The following is a 20,673-nucleotide window of genomic DNA, read 5'->3' as shown; positions in this document are numbered from 1 at the left end:
TTATTTTATTTAGTAGTTAGATAGATTGACAAAAGGGAGCGTAATTTCAAGAGAAAACAAAATTTACATAAAAGCTGGAGGCAATAAAATGGAGAAAAAATGGTGGCATAATAGTGTAGTTTATCAAATTTATCCAAGAAGTTTTATGGATAGCAATGGAGACGGTATCGGTGATTTAAAGGGGATTATTGAAAAACTTGATTATTTAAAGCTTTTAGGAATTGATGTAATTTGGTTAAGTCCTGTATATAAATCTCCAAATGATGATAATGGTTATGATATTAGCGATTATTGTGACATTATGGAAGAGTTTGGAACAATGAACGATATGGATGAACTGATTAATGAAGCAAATAATCGTGGAATTAAAATTGTGATGGATTTAGTTGTAAACCATACATCTGATGAGCATAATTGGTTCGTTGAATCTCGAAAAAGTAAGGATAATCCTTACAGAGATTATTATGTTTGGAGAGATCCTGTAGATGGAAAAGAACCAAATGATATTCCATCGGTTTTCAGTGGTAGTGCCTGGGAATATGATGAATTGTCAGGTCAATATTTCCTTCATTTATTTAGCAAAAGACAGCCAGATCTAAATTGGGAGAATCCTAAAGTACATGAAGAAGTTTATAACATGATGAATTTCTGGCTTGATAAAGGGATAGGCGGATTCAGAATGGATGTAATTGATTTAATAGGGAAACTACCTGATCAAGAAATTACCGCAAATGGTCCAAAACTACATGACTATTTACAAGAAATGAATAAAAAAACTTTTGGAAACCGTGACGTTTTGACAGTTGGTGAAACATGGGGAGCAACACCAGAAATTGCAAAATTATATTCTGATCCTGATCGACATGAATTAAGTATGATTTTCCAATTTGAACATATACTACTTGATCAACAAGAAGGTAAAGAGAAATGGGATTTAAAACCATTAAACCTTTTAGAATTAAAAGAAGTTTTTAATAAGTGGCAAACACAGCTCGATGGAAAGGCTTGGAATAGTTTGTTTTGGAATAATCATGATTTACCACGAATTGTTTCACGATGGGGAAATGATACGGAATATCGTAAAGAAAGTGCCAAGATGCTTGCTACGCTATTACATGTCATGCAAGGTACACCTTATATTTACCAAGGTGAAGAAATTGGAATGACAAATATTCAATTTGAAAAGATAGAAGAATATGATGATATTGAAACGAAAAATATGTATAAAGACCGTATTTCAAAAGAATACAAGCATGAAGACATAATGGAATCAATTTACGCTAAAGGTAGAGATAATGCTCGTACACCTATGCAATGGAGTGGAGAAATTCATGGAGGTTTTACGAAAGGTCAACCATGGCTAATGGTGAATTCAAATTATAAAGAGATAAATGTTGAAGAATCAGTTAATGATCCTGATTCTATTTTTAATCATTACCGTCAATTAATTGAGTTGCGTAAAAAATTACCAGTAATCGTATATGGATCTTTTGAAATGCTAGCAGAAAATGACGACAAAATATTTGCTTATACACGTGAACTGAACGGAGAAAAACTGTTAGTAGTTGCTAATTTTACGAAAGAAAATGCAGAATTTAGTTATAATCGTGGTGTACATGAAGTAAGTATCTTATTAAGTAATTACAAAAATTCTAGTTTTTCTATAGAGAACTTAAGTCTTAGACCATTTGAAGCAATTGTTTATAAAATTTAAATTATAAATTTATTAAAAATAGTTTGACATTTTTTGGTGCATTCGTATATGATAAGATTATCAAATAAAAAGGAGGTAGGTTAACATGATGATTGTAAGAAATTTAAATGGAAATGCAAAAAATAATTTCATAATGAACATGAACCCTATCTCTACGCAGGACGGACCACGTTGAAATTTTGATTTCATTTGACGATTTAGCCATGGGTTTATATTCCCCATGGCTTTTTTGTGTCAAAAACAGGTAAAGGTAATTTAGCTTGTTTTGATGCATTGCTTTTTTATGACCATGGGGATTGGAAAAATTTCCCATGGTCTTTTTATTGTCAAAAAAAGTGGAGGGTTGCGTAGAGTTAGGTTGATTGATACAAAGGAGGTACAAAAATTGTCACGAATTTTAAAATATGTTTTAAAACATAAGTTTTCATTTATTATTGGATCGATTTCAATGATTTTAGTAATTGGGGTAGATCACTTAATTCCTTATTTACAAATGGTTTTAGTCGATGATGGAATTACGAAAGGGAAAGCATCAGTAGTTGTTCCGGTAATCGGAGGAATTATTGGTGTAACATTAGTCAAATCAATTCTTGGTTATGTAAAAGAATATTTATATGATTTAGTGAGTTCTGAAGTTCATGAAGATATTAAGAATGATATGTTCAAGCATATTCAAAGCTTTGAGTTTAAATATTTTGACTCTATGAATACAGGGGAATTACTTTCAAGAATTAATGAGGATGTTGAAAATATCTGGCAAACAATTGCCTTTGGTTTAAGGCTATTTGTTGAAAATATGATTTATTTTATAGCAAGTACAATCATTTTATTTGTGATTAACTGGAAGTTAGCACTTATCTGCTTAGCGATTATGATTCCTATTGGATACATGGGAACTCGTTTAAATCGTTTACTAAATAAAGGTTACGGAAAAATAAGTGACCATACAGCTGAAATTAATACGACAGCTCAACAAAATATTGCTGGAGTAAGATTAGTTAAAGCATTCGCTAGAGAAAAACATGAAACATTAAAATTTTTGAAAATGAATCGCGGTTATTATGACCTAAATATGGCTCAAGCTAAAACAATGCGTAAATACTTCCCTAATATTGAATTTTTAACAAATGTTGCTTTAGTAGCAATGATTATAATTGGGGGATATTTTGTGTTACAGCACAGCATGACTTTAGGTGAACTGGTTGCGTTTAGTGGATACATTTGGAACTTAATCTGGCCAATGAGAATGTTAGGATGGTTAACAGACGTACTATCTAAAAACCAAGCTTCAGCTAAAAAGATTTTTGAAATTTTAGATCGTAAAACAGAAATTGAAAATAAAGAAGGAGCTTATACTCCAAATCTTGTTGACGGATCTGTTGAATATAGAAATGTAAGTTTTAAATATAATGAAGAGATCGTCTTAAAAGATATTAATCTATTTATTCCAAGTGGAAGTAAAGTAGCGATTATGGGGACGACGGGTGCCGGTAAATCTTCTATTCTTCACTTAATTGGTCGCTCATACGATGTGGCAGAAGGTGAAGTTTTAGTAGATGGGGTAAACGTAAAAGATTTTAATTTAACATCCTTACGCCAAAATATGTCACTAGTTTCACAGGATACATTCTTATTCTCAGATACGATTGAAAATAATATTAAACTAGGAAATCCAGAGGCAACGATGGATGAAATCCGAGAAGCATGTCGTATTGCTTGTTGTCTAGACTTTATTGAAGAGCTAGAAGAAGGATTTGATACCGAAATTGGTGAACGAGGAATTGGGTTATCGGGTGGACAAAAACAACGTATTTCAATTGCGCGAGCCTTATTACGTAAAGCTCCAATTTTAATTTTAGATGATGCAACGTCTGCTTTAGATATGGAAACTGAATACGAATTATTACACAATTTAAATAAACGTTTCTCACATAGTACAACATTTATTATTGCTCATCGTATTTCAGCGGTGAAAAATGCCGATTTAATTTTATTTGTTGAAAATGGAGAAATCGTAGAAAAAGGAAATCATAAACAGTTACTTGATAAAAAAGGTAAATACTTTGAAGTTTATGAAGAACAATTTAAAGATTTTGAAACAATGGAAAGTGGGGTGGTCTAATGGCACAAAATACGATAAATCGTGATGAAGACCAACTAAATCGTAGTAAAACTGAGCTTATTCTTAGGCTGGGGACTTATTTAAAACCATATAAATTAAAAACCTTCACAGTCATCTGCCTAATGTTATTTGTAATGGTGATTGGAATATTAAACCCTTATCTATTAAAAGTAGCGATTGATACAAATATAAAAAATCATGATGTCAAAGGTTTAATCATGATAGGTGCTGTATTATTAGGACTAAACTTTTTAGCGATGTTAGCATCTAAAATACGATGGACGTTGATCAGTTCAGTCACAAATAATATTTTAGTAAATATTCGACATGAATTATATACACATATTCAAAAGTTATCATTTACATTTTTTGATAATCGACCAGTTGGAAAAATTTTGGCTCGTGTTATGGGAGACATTAGTGCTCTTCAAAACTTATTCAACCAAAGTATTCAAACATTAATTCCTGAATTACTAAGTTTAGTCTGTGTTACGGTTGTAATGTTTATCTTAAACGTTAAGCTAGCAATTGCATCAGTATCAATTCTTCCATTTTTAGCTGTTGCAATGTTTTATATCGAAACACATGCACGTAAACGTTGGGATGATTATCGTAAAAAACGTTCAAATTTAATCGCGTTTATTCATGAAGATTTTTCAGGTATTAAAGTAGTTCAGTCCTTCGCAAAAGAAAAAGATAAGGAGAAGGACTTCAAAGAAAAGGTATCTGAGTTAATGGGTTCATTTATGAGAGCAGTTAAACTAAATGACTTCTTTTGGCCATTAGTTGAGCTATCATGGGGTGTCGGTACTGTAATTGTATTTTATGTAGGATATAAGTTAGTAACTAGTCAGGAAATTGAAGTTGGAACACTGATTGCATTTTCAATGTATATTGGGATGTTCTGGCGACCAATTATGAACTTATCAAACTTTTATAATACATTAATATCAAACTTCTCAGCAGCTGATCGCATTTTTGACATTATGGATATTGATCCTGAAATTATTAGTGAAGAAAATGCACAACCAATTGGACGTATAAATGGTGAAGTTCGATTTAATAATGTGACATTTGGTTATGATGAAAATTCAACAGTATTAAAAAATGTAAACTTCACCATTAATCCTGGTGAAAAAATTGCGTTAGTTGGTGCAACGGGTGCTGGTAAAACGACAATAGTATCGCTACTTAGTCGTTTCTATGATCCACTTAAAGGTGAAATTTTAGTAGATGGAAATGACATAAAAAAGGTAGATTTAGAATCTTATCGAAGTCAAATGGGGATCATGCTACAAGATACATTCCTATTCTCAACTTCTATTATGGAAAATATTCGTTATGGAAAATTAGATGCGACAGATGAAGAGGTAATCGCTGCAGCGAAAGCAGTTCATGCACATGATTTTATCATAAAGATGGAGAACGGATACGATACTGATGTAAATGAGAGGGGTTCTAGACTATCATTAGGTCAAAGACAATTAATCTCATTTGCACGAGCTTTACTTGCTAATCCTAGAATATTAATCTTAGATGAAGCTACATCGAATATTGATACTCATACAGAGAAGCTAGTACAAAATGGAATCGAGAAATTATTAGAAGGTCGTACATCATTTGTAATTGCCCACCGACTATCGACAATCCGTGACTGTGACAAAATCATGGTGATAGGAAATGGTAACGTCGAAGAAAGCGGAACGCATGAAGAATTATTAAGATTAAAAGGCCATTATTATAAGCTGTACATGGCGCAGTATAGCTTCATAAATGATGGTGCGTAAGATGCATTAAAAAAAAGCAAATCCGATTTGGATTTGCTTTTTGTCATTTAAATAGTAATCCTATTTTTTCACAGTTGAAATAAATAAATTTAACTTTTAATATATGACGTATTACTATGAATCTTGAAAAGGCGATTTAAAAAAAGTACCATAAATTTCTTTATACTCCTTTTAGCTCTAATGATAGAATATTGTTAATAAATTGAAAAGTGAAATGGGGGTAAATTATGAAAATTAATTATGAAATCAATTTGGAAGATTATATTGAATTTAATTTGCATCATCTAATGCACTCCAAAACTGTACAAAAATCTTTATGGAAACAAAGAATTGTCGTAAGTCTAATTTACTTGATATTACCATTTTTAATTTCCTATTTTTTTAATCTGCCTCTATTGTGGTATCTAATTACCTTTTCTTTAGCCTCAATCCTCTGGTTTCTATTTTTTCCAAAATATTTTTACCGTTCAGCTAAAAACAAAATGATTAAACACTTATCTGAAAAGGACGATCATGTACTATTCGGAGAACATTTGCTTAAAATTGATGAAAATGGAATGAAAGAAATAACTCAATCAAGTGTTCATGAAATTAAGTGGGATAATATAGTAGAAGTAAAAGGTACAATAGGTTATTTCTACATTTACTTTTCTAGTATGCAAGCTATCATAATACCATTAGAAGCAATAAAAGATGATATGGAGAAACTAATGCATTTTTACAGGGAAAATAATATCCAACTTTCATACATTTGAAAGTAATAACAAATAAATACAGTAACCAAGTTCAAGTATATTCGTAACTTGAACTTTTTATTTTTGTATGAGTGTAGGTACACTTTTTAAAAAAACTACATTTGAATTGTTTCATTTCGTTTCTTAATCAAAAAAGATGAAATATGTTAAAATGAACAAAAAGGGGGCTACTCAATTGGAAAAGTGTGTAAAAGTCTCAGTGCGTTCGCTAGTTGAGTATGCTCATACAGCGGGAAGTATTGATTTAACCTACAAAAGTTCAGTTTCATTAATTGAAGGAACGAAAGCCCATCAAAAAATCCAAAGTGAATATGGGGAATTAGATGTTAAAGAAAGGCAAATTTCTGGCATCGTTCAGTTTGATCAATTAGAGTTTAAAATTGAAGGACGTTGTGATGGATTATTACTTAGAGATGATGAATATATAATAGAAGAAATTAAATCTACAATGAAGGATTTAGAGGAAATAAATGAAAGTTCTTATCCAGTTCATTGGGCTCAAGCGAAAGTTTATGGATATTTTATTTGTGAAGAATTACAACTTGAAAAGATTAAAATTCTGCTTACATATAGTAATATTCTAAACGAGCAAAAGAAAAGTTTTACTTTAATTTTTACAAAAGATGAATTGACAAATTACGTATATAAAATGTTAGAAATCTATTATCCATTTGCAAAATGGAAATACGATCATATTGAGTTACGTAACCAAACGATTAAAGACTTAACATTCCCTTTTCCTTCCTTTAGAAAGGGGCAAAGAAAGTTAGCAGGTGCCGTATACCAAACAATTCAAGAAGGTAATAATTTATTTGCCGTCGCCCCAACTGGAATTGGTAAAACTGTCTCAACGATTTTCCCAACTGTTAAAAGTATAGGTGGAAATAATCTGAATCGGATGTTTTATTTAACATCTAAAACAATTACGAGAACGGTAGCTGAAGAAGCATTTAAACGAATGACGGATCAAGGACTTTGTATCTCATGTACAACGATTACAGCAAAAGATAAAATCTGCTTTAAAGAAGAAACGATGTGTCAAAAGGAATTTTGTGAATTCGCCAATGGTTATTACGACCGGATAAACGATGCTGTCCTAGATATTCTTTCATCTGAAAAACTTCTGACGAGAGAGAAAATTGAAGAATTTGCTCGTAAACATACAGTATGTCCATTTGAATATTCTTTGGATCTATTAAATTCTTCAGACGCAGTTATATGTGATGTAAACTATATTTTTGATCCTAGAGTTTCGTTAAAACGTTTATTTGATGAACACAAGCGGAATTCTGTATTATTAATCGACGAAGCTCATAATCTTGTTGACCGTGCGAGAGAAATGTATTCTGCAAGTTTATTTAAGTCTAAGTTTTTGGAATTAAAAAATGCATATAAAAATTCAAAAGATGAATTTTTTACGATAATAAATGAAATAAATAAACGATTTATTGAGATAAGAAAAAAATGGAATGAGGTAACTTCGCCGGTTTCAAAGGAATTAGATGAAGATTTAATCGAATTGTTGAACCAATTTAATGAAATAACAGAAATCAAATTACAGGAAATGGATGAAGATGAAAAGAAAGAAACTCTTTTAGAAACCTACTTTGAGTCACTTAACTTTGTGAAAATGGCTGAGTTTTATGACGAAAATTATGTTTGTTACTTTGAAATGTACAAGAGTGAAGTTCATTTGAAACTCTTTTGCCTTGATCCTTCTAAAGTAGTAAATGATGTGATTAAAAGGTTTCGTTCTACAATCTATTTCTCAGCAACTTTAACGCCAATTCAATATTTTCAAGATATGCTTGGTGATCAAAATCGCGATTATACAATAAATATTGATACTCCATTTAAAAAGGAACAACTAGAGGTAACGATTAATCCTTTATCAACAAGATTTCAAGACAGAGAAAGAAATCTAGAGAGATTAGTTGATTCAATCTATAAGGAGATTGCGAAGAGAAAGGGGAATTATTTAGTTTTTTATCCTTCTTATCAATATCTACTTCAAAGTATTGAATTATTTCAAGTGAAATATCCAAATGTAAAAACAATTATACAGGAAAATGGTATGACTGAAACGGAACGAGAAGAGTTTCTTTTGAATTTTGATAGCAATAATGAGGAAACGTTTGTTGGGTTTGCTGTGTTAGGTGGAATTTTCTCAGAAGGAATTGATTTAAAAGGTGATCGATTGAATGGTGTTATAGTGATCGGTGTAGGATTGCCTCAAATTTGTTTAGAAAGAAATATTTTAAAGGATCATTTTAATTCAGTTGGGAAAAATGGGTATTACTATTCATATGTATTTCCTGGTATGAATAAAGTAATGCAAGCAGGTGGAAGAGTAATTCGGTCAGAAACAGATAAAGGGACTTTATTACTAATTGATGACCGATATAAAAGTTCACTTTATCAAATATTATTACCTGATGAATGGAAATAAAAAAAAGTTTTTAAATAATTCGAAAAAATAATTGATAATTATCAGAGTTTTTAATATACTTAACAATATAATTTAATATTCTTATCAAGAGCGGTGGAGGGACTGGCCCGACGAAACCCGGCAACTCTAGTGAAAACTAGAAAGTGCTAAATCCTGCAGGTAAATTACCTGGAAGATAAGAACGATATGTTTATTTTGCTGACATAACCACTTCTTATTTTTTAGGAAGTGGTTTTTTATTTTGACTAAAATGGGGGATATAACAATGACAAATACGAAAGTAGCTCTAAACACGAATCAAAAATCAATTGAAACGATTGCTGTTCATGGAAGTAAAGGATTTGATCCATTAACTGGTGCGATTAGTTATCCTATTTATCAATCTGCTACATTCAAACATGCTGGACTCCATCAATCTACTGGCTATGATTATGCAAGGTTACAAAATCCGACTCGTGAAGAAGTAGAAAATACAGTTGCAAAATTAGAAAATGCTAATTATGGTGTTGCATTTGCAACGGGAAATGCTGCTGTTACTGCGGTGTTAAGCCTATTTAAAAAAGGCGATCATTTAATCGTATCCGACGACCTTTACGGCGGTACATATAGACTATTCGAAGAAATATATTCTCCATACGGATTAGAACATAATTTTGTAGATACGACTGAAATCGAAAACATACTAGATTCACTACAACCGAATACAAAAGGGATCTTTATTGAAACTCCTTCTAACCCAATGATGAAAGTGACTGATTTAAAAAGAGTCGTAGAAATTGCGAAGGAAAGAGACATTCTTGTAATTGTAGATAATACTTTCTTAACACCTTATTTCTTTAGACCGATTGAATTAGGTGCAGATCTAGTTGTTCATAGTGGAACAAAGTATTTAGGCGGACATAATGATACGCTTGCAGGTTTCGTCGTGACGAATTCAGAATCTACGAATGAAAGAATTCGTTATTATCAAAAATCGACGGGAGCAACATTAGCACCTTTTGATTCTTGGTTAATATTAAGAGGAATTAAAACATTGCATTTACGAATGGAATATAGTCAAAAAAATGCAATCGTACTGGCAAAGTTTTTAGAAAACCATCCAAATGTTACTGAAGTTTATTATGTTGGATTACCAACACATAAAGGCCACTCGATTATTAAAGAGCAGGCAAGCGGCTTTGGCGCAATGATTTCATTTAAAGTGAAGGATTTAAGCTTAGTTGAACAAGTTTTAGGAAGTGTTAAGGTTATTACATTTGCTGAGAGTCTTGGCGGAGTTGAATCACTTATTACTTATCCGCATACTCAGACTCATTCAGAAATGCCAGAGGAGTTTAAAAGAAAGCTTGGTCTAGATGACCATACGTTACGCTTATCGGTTGGAATTGAACAGATTGATGATTTGTTAAATGATTTAGAAAATGCGTTAGGGTGATGATGATGAAATTTGGTACGAAATTAATCCATAATGGGAATGAAGTTGATCCAACTACAGGTGCGTTGAGTATTCCAATCTATCAAACGTCAACTTTTCACCAGTTTGATATTGAAAATTTTGGAAAGTATGATTATGCAAGAAGTGGAAATCCAACAAGAGAAGCATTAGAAAATACGATTGCGATATTAGAGAATGGTGTGCGTGGCTTTGCGTTTTCGTCAGGAATGGCAGCTATTTCATCGGTCTTATCATTATTTTCTGCAGGAGATCATATTGTCATTTGTGAAGATGTTTATGGTGGGACGTTTAGAATCGCAACAAAAGTATTAAATCGCTTCGGGATTGAATTCACTTTTGTTGATGCATCAAATCTTGAAGAAATTGAAACAGCAATTAAACCAGCTACAAAAGGACTTTATTTAGAAACGCCTTCTAATCCTTTATTAAAAATTACAGATTTAAGTGGAGCAATTAAAATTGCTAAACAAAATGAAATGATTGTCATTGTGGATAATAGTTTCTTGTCACCGTATTTACAAAAGCCATTAGACCTTGGTGCTGATATTGTTGTTCATAGTGCTACAAAGTTCATTGCAGGACATAGCGATGTCATTGGAGGTTTGGCAGTTGTTAATTCTGAAGAACTAGCTCGTGATTTGTATACGATACAAAATTCATTTGGAGCAATTTTAGGTCCGCAAGATTGTTGGCTAACCTTAAGGGGGTTAAAGACATTAAAGGTTCGGATGGATGCGTACGAACAAACGGCTTCGAAATTAGCTCACTGGCTTTTAGAACAAGAAGAAGTTGAAGATGTATTTTACCCAGGTTTAAAACATCATCCAGGGAATGAAATCCATTTTGAACAAGCTACAGGCGGCGGTGCAGTGCTTTCATTTACGCTAAAAACGCTCGAACAAACAACACGTTTTTTACAATCAATTGAAAATGTGGCTGTTGCAGTTTCACTTGGTGGAGTGGAGACGATTGTTTCATACCCTGTAAAGATGTCTCACGCTGCAATTCCGATTGATGTACGTAAAAGGCTAGGAGTAAAGGATACTTTAATAAGAGTATCTGTTGGATTAGAGGATGTTGAAGACCTTATTTCAAGTTTCAAAAAAGCATTAGCATAAAAGAAAGAGGGTGTCTCAGTTTGGGAGATCCTCTTTTTTAGTGAGAAATAAAAGAGAAGCATGGCAAACTGCAAATAAATTCCGAAATTCGCAATTAAAAATGGCAAAATCGCAAATAAATTGTAAGAATCGCAATTAAATTAGTAAAATCGCAATTAAATTCTAAAGAATCACAAATAAAGTGAAAAATTTCCCATACCTGTTATAGTATATAACGCTGAAAAGTGTAAAATTTAGATTCTTACAAATGAAAAATAGCAAATTTTGCTCTAATTCTTTCAAAATAGCATAATAAATGGAAAATCATCTGCTACTAATCAATAAAAAGGTCTAAAATATCAACTACAATTGAAGAGTTCCTCAGAGATATCCCACTTATGTTAAAAAGTAATATCAAAAACTACATTCAATTTAGTTAGCCGTTTCATTTCATATAACGAAAAGAGGTGTCCCAAAGTAAACATTTTAAAGGCAACCTCAATTCAGTAATTCATAAGTATTAATATAATTCGCTATTATTATGATAGGAAAATTTCACCGTCACCAACTTCTTCTTGGATGACTTCAGCAGCTCCAATCAATGCTAATGCATTTCCGACTAATTGAATTGAGTCTGAAAGCACAATTTTTCTTTGTAATTCAAGTAAATCCTTTTTATTCGAAGTGAACAATTGCTTAGAAACAAAAAATGCAACGGAAATTTGACCAGCTGTACCAATCCAAATTCCTGATAAGATGTCTTTTTTTCCTTGAAAAATAGGGTCTTTGTCGATTGTATATAATTTTGATAATGCAATTGCTTCATATAATTGTGCGATGGTTTTAACCCAAGTAGCAGCAACAATTTGTCTCTCAAGTCCTAATTGTAACTCATCATCTTCTGTATTTGTTTTCTGTTCTTGATCTTGTTCTTGATTTAGGTCTTGTTCTGTACCTTCCTTTACGTTGAAATGTTCCTCAAGCATATTATTCCACTCCAATTTAAATATCTGTTATTCATATAACTATTCAAGTGAAAGAAAAAGTGTCTCTAAAAGAAAGGGTAATTTCTATTTCTGAAGTGAACGGTAAATGATTTATTTTTGTTTGAATTATCAAATTTCAAATAAAAAAATTAGTTTCAACTTATAAATAGATTTTGGAAAGGTTTTATTTTATAAATAAACGAATGATTTTTGAGTTAAATAATAAAAATGTTCGTATTTTCACTTGAAACGTTTTATGTTTGATGGTATTCTATTTTAGGTTGATTAAAAGTAAATAATTTAAGCCTTATTTGGGGGTATATATATGTATGATGTTATTGTTGTAGGAGCGGGACCTGCTGGAATCTTTACTTGTTATGAATTAACTTTAAAAATGCCGAATGCAAAAGTGCTACTTGTTGATAAAGGTCATGATATTTTCGCAAGACATTGCCCAATTTTACAAAAGAAAATTGAAAAATGTCCACCTGCTGCAGGTAAAAAAGAATTTTCGGGTTGTTTACCAGCTTGCTCAATTACGAATGGTTTCGGTGGTGCTGGAGCTTATTCTGATGGGAAATTTAATATTACAAGTGAATTTGGTGGGTGGATGACGGATTACTTATCAGATTCTGAGGTTATTGAATTAATAAAATATGTCGATGAAATAAATTTAGAACATGGAGCAACTGAATCCATTACTGATCCTTTAACTGAAGAAGTTAAAGATATCGAACGTCGCGGTTACGCAGCAGGACTTAAATTATTACGTGCCCAAGTTCGACACTTAGGTACTGAACAAAACTTAGAAATTCTAAAAAGTATTTATGAATTTTTAAAAACAAAAATAGAAATGAAATATAAAACTGAAGTAGAGGATTTACTAACTGAAAAGGTTGAAGGCACTCACATCATAAAAGGAATCAGATTAAAAAATGGTGAAGAATTACTTGCTGAGAAGGTTGTAATCGTACCAGGGCGTGATGGATCAAAATGGTTAACTGATGTTATGAAAAAACGTCGTTTAAAAATGACAACAAACCAAGTTGATATCGGTGTACGAGTTGAGACTTCAAATGTAGTAATGGAAGAAATTAATAAACATTTATATGAAGGAAAATTCGTATTTAATACGAGTGTAGGCACTAAAGTCAGAACATTCTGTAGTAATCCTTCAGGACATGTTGTCGTTGAAAATCACTCTGGAATTATGACGGCCAATGGACACGCGTATAAAGATCCAAAATTAGGAAGTCCGAATACAAACTTTGCATTATTAGTATCGCATCAATTCGCAGAACCATTTGATAAACCAAATGAATATGCACATGAAGTATCACGTCTTGCAAACATGCTTTCACATGGTGGAGTGATTGTACAAAAATACGGAGATATTCTAAAAGGTCGTCGTTCAACAGAAAAACGTATTAAAGAAGGATTCTTAGAACCGACTTTAAAAGAAGCTGTACCGGGGGATTTAGGATTAGTTTTACCATACAATACTATGAAAAGTTTAATTGAAATGGTTGAAGCGTTAAATCATGTAACGCCAGGTATTGCTGCAGAGCATACACTTTTCTATGGAGTAGAAGCAAAATTCTACTCAGCTCGTCCAAAATTAACGAAACACTTTGAAAGTGAAATTTCTGGATTGTATTTAGGTGGAGATGGAGCAGGTGTAACACGTGGATTAGCCCAAGCAAGTGCATGTGGTGTTTGGATTGCCCGTGATATCGTTACAAAAATTGGAAAGAAAGAGAAAGAATTAGTAGCATTATAATTTATTTTGAAGACCTCTAATGCGAATAGTATGCATTAGAGGTTTTTTGTATATTTATATTTAATTAATAAACTTATAAAGTATTTTGATTACTCTTTTTCTAATTTCTTTTTTATCCAAAACGGACTGTACAGAAGGTAAAAGCTCGCAATCATTACCAATTCGATGGAAAGAAGATACCATGGCCATGTCCCAAGATAATCTAATAGAGAAGCATTTTTTGGCTTTCGCATGATGTACAAGTAGTTTGCACCTAACGACTTATTAATGAAAAATATACAAGCTGCATAAATGTTTACAATGAGAACTGTCAGCCACATTGAAGATATAGTTGGTCGATATTTACAAGCCCAGACCATTATCAAGCAGGCAAGTACGACTCCACCATGTGAAACAAAAAACTGGATAAATCGAAAATGTGGAAACGAATACGGGCCTAAATCAGGTGTCAAGATGGCCTGAATGGAACTACCTAAACCAGCAAAATACATAAATTGAAACACTTTGAAGCTTTTCGTTAATAGCATTACGATTGCCAGAATGACAGCTATATCGCTCAGTTGAAGGGGCAAAGCATTTTTAACCGACCAAGCATTTTCATACAAAAGCCATAGATGATAGAAAGATTCAGAAGTTAATAAGAGAATCGCTAAAGTTAAACAAATAATTCGTACGTTCCCATGCTCCTGAAGTTGCTTTCTAAAAACAAACATAAGAGCAGCAAGAATTAAAATGATTCCAATGGTCAATAGGTGTTCACCTGAAAAAAGGCGAAACGGTTCCAATTTTGGATGAAATTGAAAATATTTTTGCAATGTTATACCCCATTACTAATTGAATTTATGAGAGAGTATACTTAGTTTAGGGCAATTTTTGCTAGTTCTATACAGACGTAAAGGTTCAAATAAATGGTGTCTTTCTTGAATGTGCTCCTTAATTGCCACTTTAAATAGAAAAACTCTGTTAGTATTAAATAGAAAGAGGAATACGTAGACTTGTTATTGTTGTATGTTTCTTCAGTAGCATTTGAGCATACTTCAAGGAAGAAACACGGAACCATGCAAATTTCTGATGTTAAAGAAACATTTCAAAGTGCGGACCCAGTTCTCTTTCCAATTCTTTTTAGTCTAGGTGAGGAAATGTTCTCAGGAGATACAAAATCAATGGAACGTTTTAACTGGGGACTTGAAGTTTTAATACACGAAATTCAACATGTTAATAAATAGGCGGGTTCATTCAAACTTTTAGTAAGAGAACAAGCAGTCAATTCATTGTGACTGCTTGTTTTTCTTTTGATTTGTATGTAATTACAAGGGTAATCTCAGCAAATTAAGTTACAAAAATTATTTGAAGAGATCGCTCTTTAAAGAATGGTAAAATAATAATAGTAGTTTAGTTGTTATATATGGCGAAATTGTTAATGACTTTTGATAAGTTCTTTTAAGAATTATGCTCTGTTAATGTTGATTGTTGATATTTTACAAAACACATTTTTGAGAAAGATTTTATACAATTTAAAGACATTGATTGGAGTGGAAGGTGGGAGAAGTAAAAAGCAGGAAGAGCAGGCAAGGCAGGGAAAGAAGGGGAAAACATCTTGATTGGAATAATGAAAGGAAATTAATAAAATTCTCTAAAGTCTTTTAATCTCTTTTCCTTTCTTTTCCTTTCTTTGATCCTGCCTTTCCTTGTTCCTGCTCTTTAGGGCATCCTGGAGCGGAAATCATCAACATTCTTTTTTAACAGAGCCAAGAATTAAACAGATTGCTTCATACAAAGAATGATAAAAAATAGATGGAAAAAGGTGCGATTTTTTTGAAAAAAGAACAAAAGACTTTATTTAAAGAAATTGAAAAAATTCAAGAAAAGGCTATGAGAGAGTTAGCGAAAGAATTTGGTTTGAAAAAAAGGTCAATCTGCTTATTTAAAAAAGTAGGAGATTTTTTTGTAGAGGGAGTCTATTCGACTAATTTTACAGACGATAATGAAATTTCAATTCGTATGAATTGTAATATAAAACCGTATAGTTATGATGATTTATTTTGGGAAATATTCGATATGAAGGAAAATGCAAAACAACCTATGAGCTTAAGAGCAATTGGAGCATTTGTAGCGCCAATCTATCCGATCAAAAGAATTAAGATTGTTGAAAATAGTTTAGTTAATATTGAAGAAGATATTCGACAAACTGTAATAGGATTTATTGATATTTTTAATACGTTTATAAATTCTATGGAAAATAATGTAGAGAATTTCAATCAGTTTGTTATACGACAATCAGATTTTTACCAAGAAGATCTAATGAAAATGTTAGCCTATATACATAGTAGGAAATACAATACTGCATTAAATAATGCTAACGAGTTCATAAGGAATGGTGACACAGGGCCCCTAGTAAATGGGGATAAAGGTATTTACGAATATATCGTAGAGTATTGCGAAAAAAAACATAGCATTCATTAACACTTTTCTTATTGAACTGATGGATGGATAGGAGAATTAGTTTGAAATTTATTGAGTTTGGGATTGGAAATACTTGGTTAGTCAGGACAGAAACAGAATTAGAGGATGGGACTGAATTTGAACAAAAGGGAATTATTGGACCTGTCAAAATTAATTCTTTTTATATAAGAATTTGGATCGCTAAAACAGTTATACTATTTGACACCAAAGAAGGATTTAAACGAATAAAAAAGAATCGTAATCGTATTAAATTTATTTTTGGATTTAGTAGTTATTAGAACCCTCATCCTATATGCTTTTCCTCCTTTTTCGTAAACTTAAGGTAAAGTAAGTTATCAATGGGGTAATAGGAAAATTGTACATTGATATCGAATTAATAGTTTATAAAGATGAGTTGCATAAATAAGGAGGAAAAAATGAGCAAATTTGGATTGTTTAGCAGATTTATCGCAAAAGACGGGGAACGAGACAAACTTGTACATATTTTAATAGAAGCTTCTGAATCATTGGAGAAATTGAAGGATTGCGAGTTATATATTGTAAATACTTCAGATAATGAACCAAATTCAGTATACGTTTATGAGGTATGGAGTAATGAAGATGCCCACCAAGCATCTTTAACACTTGAAACTACTCAAACATTAATTAAACGGGCAAAACCTATTATTACAGGAATAGAGAGAATCAGCACTTTAAATCCAGCGGGCGGAAAGGGAATTGCATCTAGTATTAAAGACATTTAGTATGAATACTCTATACACAGATAACACCGTTCAGAAATGGAACGGTGTTTTTATAAGAAGGTGCAAAATTAAATATCGAAAGTTTCTTTTAGTGGAAAAATATCATTTTGTCAAAATATGCATTAACACATCCACATCTGGAAGACCATACTCTTTATCCACTTCATCTTGAGTGAGAAGACTATTGATAATAGTAAAAAACCATGACAACATCTTTCGTGGTTCACCTGATGAAAATTCGCCTTTTTCTTGACCTTTAATAAAAATGGGAACAAGAGGTTCAATCAGAACATTTGTAGGAACCTCTTCAAAGATCATAGAGACCTTTTCTGGGACATCTTTTGCCTTTCGTGCCCGTTCCATTAGCATAAATGCGTACATATTATTTTCATCCATCATATTGTTTGCTAAGTATCTTATTTGTTCGAAGGGAGTTCCAGGTAAGTATTGTATATTATTAATTTCCCTTTTTGCTTCCTCCATCAATTCTTGAACAATTGTTGAAAAAAGCTCATTTTTAGAATGAAAATAGCGATAAATAAGTCCTTCGCTAATACCTGCTTCCTTTGCAATAATACTTGTTTTCGTTCCTGAATACCCATGGCGGGCAAACACTTTAAGTGCAGCCTGCTTTATTTGCTCTGTGCGTTGGTCACGGATTTGATCAAGCTGTTGTTTGTTTAATGGAGACACTCGTTCCAACCTCCAAATCTTTCAAAAATAGTATGATTATTATACCATTTATTCTAATTAGGGGTTGAAAAAGTTAGAGGACGAACCCTCGTGATCAACTCCTCTAGGAACTGATCAGGACGTGCAAAGCATGCTAAATGGCCAGCGTTTTTAATTAGGACAAAATCTTTTTGTGGAGCGTCTATTTCATCGTAAAAAACTTTCGCCAATTCAGTTGGAGTGATAATATCGTTATCTCCATGAAAAATATAGACTGGAATCTCAAATTGCGTTCCGTATTTTTTAATATCAAAAATTTTTAATTCATCATATAAATGGTCAAGGGTATGATTTATGCCTTTGAATATATCCAATAAATCACTTAATGTATGTTCAGGCGAAGAGAGCATAGAAGGTAAAAATAAGTCTGTAATCATATTCGGAACTTTATTGATTGTTTTTACAAGAATTCGATTCCTTTTATCAAAGTCCTTACGACTCCACTGGGATGGATCTGATCCAATTTTGTTAAGTAATTGAACACCTTTCGTGTTTCCTGCTGTGTGGACAGCATTCATTGTTATTTCATACAAAAGATTATTTGAATCTGGGGCATTCTGATCAGTCCCTACATATGCAAAAAAAAGTTCCGGTCGGAGCTTTGCCATTATGACACCAATTAGACTACCAACAGAACTTCCGATGAGGATAACTTTTTGTTGGCCAAGCTTTTCAGTTAAGTATTCAGTTAACTCGATCCCATCGTTTGCAAGACGATCAAATGTAATCGTTCCACATCCATCTTTCCCATTCTTGCTGAAAGTCTTTCCTGCGCCACGTTGATCCCATTGAACGACAACAAAGTGCTTTTCCCATGAACGTAATAAAGGACTGAAGATAGAATAGGTGGAAGCTGGGCCACCATGAATCAATAATAATATGGGATTGTTCCGATCCTCACCACGAATACTGATCCATTGAGAAATTCCACCAATTTTAATATAACAGCTTTCGACGATGCTATTCGGAGTATTGAGTTGTAGTATTTTGGCATTGTTTCGCTGATTTCGCTTTCGGAATAAGAGTTGCTGAAGGAGATTCGTTTTGCTCATTTATACATGACCTCTTTTCGTACATTAATGAGTGAGTAACTCACTCATTAATTAATATACTGAAGTATTTACAATTTTGTGTCAAATAATAGTTGATTTTTTTCCGATTTTTATTAGTAGGGATGTTTGTCCTAACTTAACTTTCACAACCGTGGTTATCATGTAATTTACATATGAAGAATTGTTTATCGATTTTGAGTATGTTCTTGCTATAGCATTAAAGTGAGCGAAAGGTAGGAGGAAGGATTTAATAGTATCTGTATAGAATAAGTCATGTATTAGCTGGTAAAAGTTTACAATTCAATATAGTGAGGTAATTTAATGGGATTATTCTTTTATGCAAATATGATAAGAAATATAATTATGACTTTCTTTCAAAATAGTATCTGGGTAGTAGGTTTTTTTTATTTATTAATTAAGACATTTGAAAATGAAACGCTTAAGTATTTTTCTAGATACTTTATTGGCGTTATTTTATTGTTATTATTTCTTTACTCAGTAGAGGGAAGCATCTAAATATCCAAATCTATTGATAGCAGCCATTAGCTGTTTTTTTTTTTTTTTTTTTGAGTAGTTGAAAAACGTTTTAATTAAGAAGAGTCGATTTTGTTTAATAAAATTTAATGATAAAATAGGAATATTCTTATATTTATTAATTTTCCATAATTTATATCTAATGATGTTTAACAAAATGAAAAGGGTTATTAAAAGTTTAGGTATCAGTTTATCTACCATATTATTAATCGTAATTTTATTTGTAATTGGTCTAAGTGTATTTGTACACAATACTTTGGAGAAAAAAACTCATAAAAATTCAACTTACTTTGAATCAATTAAGATGTTTCTGACTAAGAATTTTGATGGGAAAGCTGAAAGAGCATTAAAAGAAAGTAGATTAAAAGAAAAATTTCATAACATCACAATTTACTACCCAGAAGATTTTTCAGAACTCATCCCTATCACAAAGGAAACGTTAAAATGGGCGATAAATAAAAACAAAAGAGTACTAGGGATAGTAGAAGCAACACCTGTTGATCTTTTCGTATTTAAAGACAAGGAAGAGATGAACGCTCTAAGTAATCTTAAAGAAGTATCAGGTTTTTATTCGAATTTTGATAAGTTATTGGCAATAAATTACGACAATAAAGAAGCGATATTAGAAAGAAGAGAAACCCCACTGTATTTTTTTCAAAAATTTATTCTACATGAATACACCCATTATGTATTCAGTCAAATGATAGCAGGTTCAAAAGCTGGTGTCACAGCGTATCCATTATGGTTTAACGAAGGTATCTCAGAATACATCGGAAATGATAAAACAATTGTTGAGATTTCCAATATTAAAGTAGTACCTTTTGTTCAATTAATTGATGGGGAACAGTGGCAAACTGCAAGGTTTCAAGATGGGACAAATGTATATATGCAAAGATACTTTGCTATAAAGTTCCTTGTAGATAACTATGGAAAAGGAATTTTAAAAGAGATAATAAATTCAACAAATTCATCAGGAGATTTTAAAGGGAGCTTATAAAAATCA

General features: G+C 32.0%; 17 protein-coding genes and 1 riboswitch. Of the genes, 13 read left to right on the top strand and 4 right to left on the bottom strand.

What is annotated here, in order from left to right; genetic code table 11:
• The first annotated feature begins 88 nt into the window (after positions 1 to 88).
• The 7 genes from B7R67_RS17625 (at position 89) to B7R67_RS17595 (ending at position 11,401) form a co-directional block, all read left to right on the top strand.
• Complete coding sequence (locus B7R67_RS17625; RefSeq protein ID WP_088072304.1) at positions 89 to 1,714, top strand: glycoside hydrolase family 13 protein; 1,626 nt, start codon at positions 89 to 91, stop codon at positions 1,712 to 1,714.
• A gap of 385 nt (positions 1,715 to 2,099) precedes the next feature.
• Positions 2,100 to 3,836 carry an ABC transporter ATP-binding protein gene (locus tag B7R67_RS17620; RefSeq protein WP_088072303.1) on the top strand — a complete coding sequence of 579 codons (1,737 nt, stop codon included), beginning with the start codon at positions 2,100 to 2,102 and terminating at the stop codon, positions 3,834 to 3,836.
• A complete protein-coding gene (locus B7R67_RS17615; protein ID WP_088072302.1) occupies positions 3,836 to 5,623 on the top strand; it encodes an ABC transporter ATP-binding protein in 1,788 nt (595 codons plus the stop codon). Before B7R67_RS17620 ends, B7R67_RS17615 begins: the two co-directional genes overlap by 1 nt.
• A gap of 227 nt (positions 5,624 to 5,850) precedes the next feature.
• Positions 5,851 to 6,378: a YcxB family protein gene (locus B7R67_RS17610; protein ID WP_088072301.1), complete on the top strand. Its 528-nt coding sequence runs from the start codon at positions 5,851 to 5,853 to the stop codon at positions 6,376 to 6,378.
• 175 nt (positions 6,379 to 6,553) lie between these two features.
• Positions 6,554 to 8,827, top strand: a complete 2,274-nt coding sequence (locus B7R67_RS17605; RefSeq protein ID WP_088072300.1) for an ATP-dependent DNA helicase — start codon at positions 6,554 to 6,556, stop codon at positions 8,825 to 8,827.
• 78 nt (positions 8,828 to 8,905) lie between these two features.
• A riboswitch (SAM riboswitch) is annotated at positions 8,906 to 9,009 on the top strand.
• Positions 9,010 to 9,092: 83 nt separating this feature from the next.
• Positions 9,093 to 10,262, top strand: coding sequence for a trans-sulfuration enzyme family protein (locus tag B7R67_RS17600; RefSeq protein ID WP_088072299.1), 1,170 nt, complete (start codon positions 9,093 to 9,095; stop codon positions 10,260 to 10,262).
• Between the two features lie 5 nt (positions 10,263 to 10,267).
• Complete coding sequence (locus B7R67_RS17595) at positions 10,268 to 11,401, top strand: trans-sulfuration enzyme family protein (RefSeq protein WP_088072298.1); 1,134 nt, start codon at positions 10,268 to 10,270, stop codon at positions 11,399 to 11,401.
• Positions 11,402 to 11,919: 518 nt separating this feature from the next.
• Here the strand turns inward: B7R67_RS17595 and B7R67_RS17590 are convergent.
• A complete protein-coding gene (locus tag B7R67_RS17590; RefSeq protein WP_088072297.1) occupies positions 11,920 to 12,366 on the bottom strand; it encodes a hypothetical protein in 447 nt (148 codons plus the stop codon).
• A 325-nt stretch (positions 12,367 to 12,691) separates the two neighbouring features.
• Between B7R67_RS17590 and B7R67_RS17585 the strand changes: the two genes are divergently transcribed.
• Complete coding sequence (locus B7R67_RS17585) at positions 12,692 to 14,146, top strand: NAD(P)/FAD-dependent oxidoreductase (protein WP_088072296.1); 1,455 nt, start codon at positions 12,692 to 12,694, stop codon at positions 14,144 to 14,146.
• A gap of 89 nt (positions 14,147 to 14,235) precedes the next feature.
• On the opposite strand, the gene B7R67_RS17580 is transcribed toward B7R67_RS17585, so the two are convergent.
• Positions 14,236 to 14,961: a YwaF family protein gene (locus B7R67_RS17580; RefSeq protein WP_088072295.1), complete on the bottom strand. Its 726-nt coding sequence runs from the start codon at positions 14,959 to 14,961 to the stop codon at positions 14,236 to 14,238.
• 180 nt (positions 14,962 to 15,141) lie between these two features.
• Between B7R67_RS17580 and B7R67_RS17575 the strand changes: the two genes are divergently transcribed.
• The 4 genes from B7R67_RS17575 to B7R67_RS17560 all read left to right on the top strand — a co-directional run bounded on the left by B7R67_RS17575 (position 15,142) and on the right by B7R67_RS17560 (position 17,352).
• Positions 15,142 to 15,372: a hypothetical protein gene (locus B7R67_RS17575; RefSeq protein ID WP_088072294.1), complete on the top strand. Its 231-nt coding sequence runs from the start codon at positions 15,142 to 15,144 to the stop codon at positions 15,370 to 15,372.
• Between the two features lie 589 nt (positions 15,373 to 15,961).
• A complete protein-coding gene (locus B7R67_RS17570; protein WP_088072293.1) occupies positions 15,962 to 16,609 on the top strand; it encodes a hypothetical protein in 648 nt (215 codons plus the stop codon).
• Between the two features lie 41 nt (positions 16,610 to 16,650).
• Positions 16,651 to 16,887, top strand: a complete 237-nt coding sequence (locus B7R67_RS17565; protein WP_088072292.1) for a DUF3977 family protein — start codon at positions 16,651 to 16,653, stop codon at positions 16,885 to 16,887.
• A 138-nt stretch (positions 16,888 to 17,025) separates the two neighbouring features.
• A complete protein-coding gene (locus tag B7R67_RS17560) occupies positions 17,026 to 17,352 on the top strand; it encodes a putative quinol monooxygenase (RefSeq protein WP_088072291.1) in 327 nt (108 codons plus the stop codon).
• A 102-nt stretch (positions 17,353 to 17,454) separates the two neighbouring features.
• Here the strand turns inward: B7R67_RS17560 and B7R67_RS17555 are convergent, their stop codons facing one another.
• Entirely contained in the window at positions 17,455 to 18,045 is a 591-nt protein-coding gene (locus B7R67_RS17555) for a TetR/AcrR family transcriptional regulator (protein ID WP_088072290.1), read from the bottom strand.
• Between the two features lie 53 nt (positions 18,046 to 18,098).
• Positions 18,099 to 19,136: an alpha/beta fold hydrolase gene (locus tag B7R67_RS17550; RefSeq protein ID WP_088072289.1), complete on the bottom strand. Its 1,038-nt coding sequence runs from the start codon at positions 19,134 to 19,136 to the stop codon at positions 18,099 to 18,101.
• 691 nt (positions 19,137 to 19,827) lie between these two features.
• Between B7R67_RS17550 and B7R67_RS17540 the strand changes: the two genes are divergently transcribed.
• A complete protein-coding gene (locus B7R67_RS17540; RefSeq protein ID WP_088072287.1) occupies positions 19,828 to 20,667 on the top strand; it encodes a peptidase MA family metallohydrolase in 840 nt (279 codons plus the stop codon).
• The last annotated feature ends 6 nt before the right edge of the window (positions 20,668 to 20,673 follow it).

It is taken from the genome of Gottfriedia luciferensis, assembly GCF_002156865.1.
Lineage (GTDB): Bacteria > Bacillota > Bacilli > Bacillales > Bacillaceae_G > Gottfriedia > Gottfriedia luciferensis.
Note: the sequence above shows the minus strand (reverse complement) of the source record. Positions and strands in the feature narration are given on the sequence as shown.